The sequence below is a fragment of the Rhizomicrobium sp. genome, from assembly GCF_056722145.1.
Window position 1 is genome coordinate 1 of sequence record NZ_JBWZET010000129.1, and the last position, 2,911, is coordinate 2,911.

The 2,911-nt window shown below is 64.1% G+C and carries 3 protein-coding genes, 1 other RNA gene and 1 pseudogene; 2 read left to right on the plus strand and 3 right to left on the minus strand.

Features of this window, described 5'->3' with window-relative positions:
* Nucleotides 1–209, plus strand: a pseudogene (locus tag AC1P6P_RS07360) (IS4 family transposase); the annotation flags it as partial.
* A gap of 56 nt (nucleotides 210–265) precedes the next feature.
* On the opposite strand, the gene AC1P6P_RS07365 reads toward AC1P6P_RS07360, so the two are convergent.
* Nucleotides 266–808 carry an SspB family protein gene (locus AC1P6P_RS07365; protein ID WP_481401787.1) on the minus strand — a complete coding sequence of 181 codons (543 nt, stop codon included), beginning with the start codon at nucleotides 806–808 and terminating at the stop codon, nucleotides 266–268.
* Between the two features lie 94 nt (nucleotides 809–902).
* Here AC1P6P_RS07365 and AC1P6P_RS07370 point away from each other — a divergent pair, with 94 nt between their 5' ends.
* Nucleotides 903–2,183, plus strand: a complete 1,281-nt coding sequence (locus tag AC1P6P_RS07370; RefSeq protein WP_481401788.1) for an MFS transporter — start codon at nucleotides 903–905, stop codon at nucleotides 2,181–2,183.
* Here the strand turns inward: AC1P6P_RS07370 and AC1P6P_RS07375 are convergent, their stop codons facing one another.
* Both AC1P6P_RS07375 and ssrA read right to left on the minus strand, forming a co-directional pair.
* Nucleotides 2,184–2,675: a hypothetical protein gene (locus AC1P6P_RS07375; RefSeq protein ID WP_481401789.1), complete on the minus strand. Its 492-nt coding sequence runs from the start codon at nucleotides 2,673–2,675 to the stop codon at nucleotides 2,184–2,186.
* An 18-nt stretch (nucleotides 2,676–2,693) separates the two neighbouring features.
* Nucleotides 2,694–2,911: a transfer-messenger RNA gene (gene ssrA / locus AC1P6P_RS07380) on the minus strand; the annotation flags it as partial.

Consider the following 2,911-nt stretch of genomic DNA (forward strand, 5'->3'; position numbering starts at 1 on the left):
ACGCCATCCGCATCCAGATCGCCGTCGCCCTGATCGCCTTCATTCTGCTGCGACTGGCGCAAGCGGCACAAAAAGCCATCCCGAGCCCACTCGCCTATCCCCGCATCGTCCGCGCCAATCTCATGCACCGGCGCCGCATCGACCGGCTGATCGACGACGATCCAACACCGCCCATCAACCCAGACCAGTTGGTGCTCCAATGGGCCTGAATCTAAACCGGACAGCCGTGGGCTCGACCCGGCCATCCATTCGAGGGGGTGGGCGCCTATTTCTTGCGGAACTGGTCCAGGCTGACAACTTCGCCGGGCGTAACCGGCTTTTCGGCCGCTGCTTCGCCCGTTTCGTCGGGCTTGGCCTCGGCTTTGGCGGCCGGCTTGGGCATCGGGGTGGCTTCGGTCGCGGTATGGGGCGCGGCCTCGCCCTGTTTGGACGGGCCGGGCTTGACCTCGGCGTCCTGGGTCTTGAACTCGAGCCCGAACGGCACGCCGGGGTCGAAGAATTTGGTCAGGGCCTGGAACGGGATCGACAGCGTCGCCGGCAGCTTCTTGAAGGTGAGGGCGACTTCGAAGACGTCGTCGTGCACCTTCAGGCCCCAGAACTGGTGCTGCAGGATGATGGTCATTTCATCCGGATATTGCTCGCTGAGGAAGCTCGGAATATCGACACCGGGAAAACCGGTCTTGAAGGTCAGATAGAAATGATGGTTGCCGATCAGGCCCTGCTTTTCGATCCGGCGCAAAGAGTCGCGCACGACGCCGCGCAATGCCGCGTCGAGCAAAGCCTGATAGCCGATGTAATCCTTGGTCATTACGCCCTGTCCGGGAAAGAGCGTGAGAGACTAGCCGCCGCGCGTGACGAGTCAATGCGGGAGAGGCTGGAATGACGCGTGAAGTTGGCGCTTTATGCCTCGCATGAGCGGCGAATCCTCAGTTCGAGCAGAGACCTCACCCCGGTCGGCCCTGGCGGTGCTTGGCGTTTTCCGGCACCGGAATTTCCGGCTGTTTTTCACCGGCCAGCTGGTGTCCCTGATGGGGACCTGGATGCAGACCGTGGCGCAGTCGTGGCTGGTTTACAGTCTTACCCATTCGCCGTTTCTGTTGGGACTGACGGCGTTCTGTTCCCAGATAACGCTGTTTTTCCTCGCCCCTTTCGGCGGCCTGGTGGCGGACCGGGTCGACCGGCGCCGGCTGCTGCTGCTCACCCAGTCGGCGGCGATGTTGCAGGCGGCGGTGCTGGCGGTTCTGACACTCACCGGCAACGTGGCGGTGTGGCAAATTGTAGTCCTGGCCTTGGGCCTTGGTCTGATCAACGCCTTCGACATGCCGACGCGTCAGGCGATGCTGCTCGACATGGTCGGGCGCGAAGATCTGCGCCACGCCATCGCCGTCAATTCGATGATGTTCAATCTCGCCCGGGTGGTCGGTCCGTCGCTGGCCGGCGGCCTGATCGCACTGACCGGCGAAGGCTGGTGCTTCGCCCTCAACGCCGCGTCGTTCCTGGCGGTGCTGGCAAGTCTGTGGCTGATGCGGCTGACGCCCCGCCCGCCCCGCCGTCACGACCGCCCGCTGGCCGAAATCGCCGAGGGCTATCGCTATTCCTTTCACAACCGGCTGATCCGGATGTCGCTGTTCTTGGTCGCCGCGTCGTCGTGCTTCGGTGCTGCCTACCTGACGTTGATGCCGGCGTTTGCGCGCGACATGCTGCACGGCTCGGCCGCCCACTACGGCACCATGATGGCGGCGGTGGGGGTGGGCGCGTTCATCGGCGCCTATTGCCTGACGCTGATCAAGGAGCGCTGGCTGGTGCTGGCACCGGTAGTCGCGGGCGTCGCCTTTGCGCTCGGCATGATGGTCTTCGCCGAGACCCACGCGCTGTGGCAGTCGGTGGTCGTGCTGGTGCCGACGGCGATGAGCTTGATGATCCAGGGCGGCACCACCAACACCATCATCCAGCTCGCCGCCGGCGAGAAATTCCGCGGCCGGGTGATCTCGCATTATTCGCAGGCGTTCATCGGCATGATGCCGTGGGGGGCGCTGATCCTTGGCACTCTTGCCGACCTGTTCGGGGTACGCGAGGCGATCCTGTGGGGCGGCACGGTGGTGCTGGCGGCTTCCGCCATTGCCTGGGTGATGCGCCGCGGCGAGGAATGGAAATTCGACCGGCCGACGGAGCGTCGCGAGTGATCAGTTCTTGATCGTGCCGATCAGCTTGCCGTCGAGAAATACCTTGGTGCCGTCCGAGCTGAAGGTCAGCGAAGCCGGCTCGCAGCCGGCGACGTGATTGGTCGTGGCGAACACGATGCCGCCGGTGAAGGCGGCGCCGACCTTGTCGCCGGGCGTGGCGTTGCGGACGTCGAAGTCGTGGCGGCTGTCGAGCGGCCGGTTCGACCAGATGATGCCGGCGACCGGGGTTTCGCCGATGTCGCCATTGGCGGCCAGTACCAGCGCGACTGCCGACCAGCCTTTCTGGACCGGATAGTTTTCGCTATCGAACCACCAGTAGAGAAACGGCGCGCCGCCGGATTTGGGCTGCTGCACCTCGGCGGCCAGCTCGGCGAACTCGGCGACGGAAAGGTTCTGGCGCCCTTCGAAACGCAGCGCCGGGCAGCGCCCGCCGGCCACCGACGGCTGCAGCGCGATCAGCAGTCCCGCGACAAGGACCAGCGCGTATTTCATTGTGCCCCCAAGCGAAGCGGGACGTGCTTCTGTTGCCCGGTGCACGTCCCAAAACCGCGCTTGTCTAACTAGAAGTTAGGCAGCGAGGGCCATTTCATTGTCGTTGGCACCTATACAGACAGCCCGATAACGGCGGATACCATACCGAGCGAAAGGTCAACCTTTACACGTCTGTCGATCCTATTTCGCCCCCACAACCACCCCCGAAAGGGCTCCCCGCTTCTAGAGGGGAATTG

What these genes read in the sequence shown, in the direction of transcription:
- AC1P6P_RS07375 (WP_481401789.1), bottom strand. Translation starts at nt 2,675, where the DNA reads ATGAAATACGCGCTGGTCCTTGTCGCGGGACTGCTGATCGCGCTGCAG.
- AC1P6P_RS07365 (WP_481401787.1), bottom strand. Translation starts at nt 808, where the DNA reads ATGACCAAGGATTACATCGGCTATCAGGCTTTGCTCGACGCGGCATTG.
- AC1P6P_RS07370 (WP_481401788.1), top strand. Translation starts at nt 903, where the DNA reads ATGCCTCGCATGAGCGGCGAATCCTCAGTTCGAGCAGAGACCTCACCC.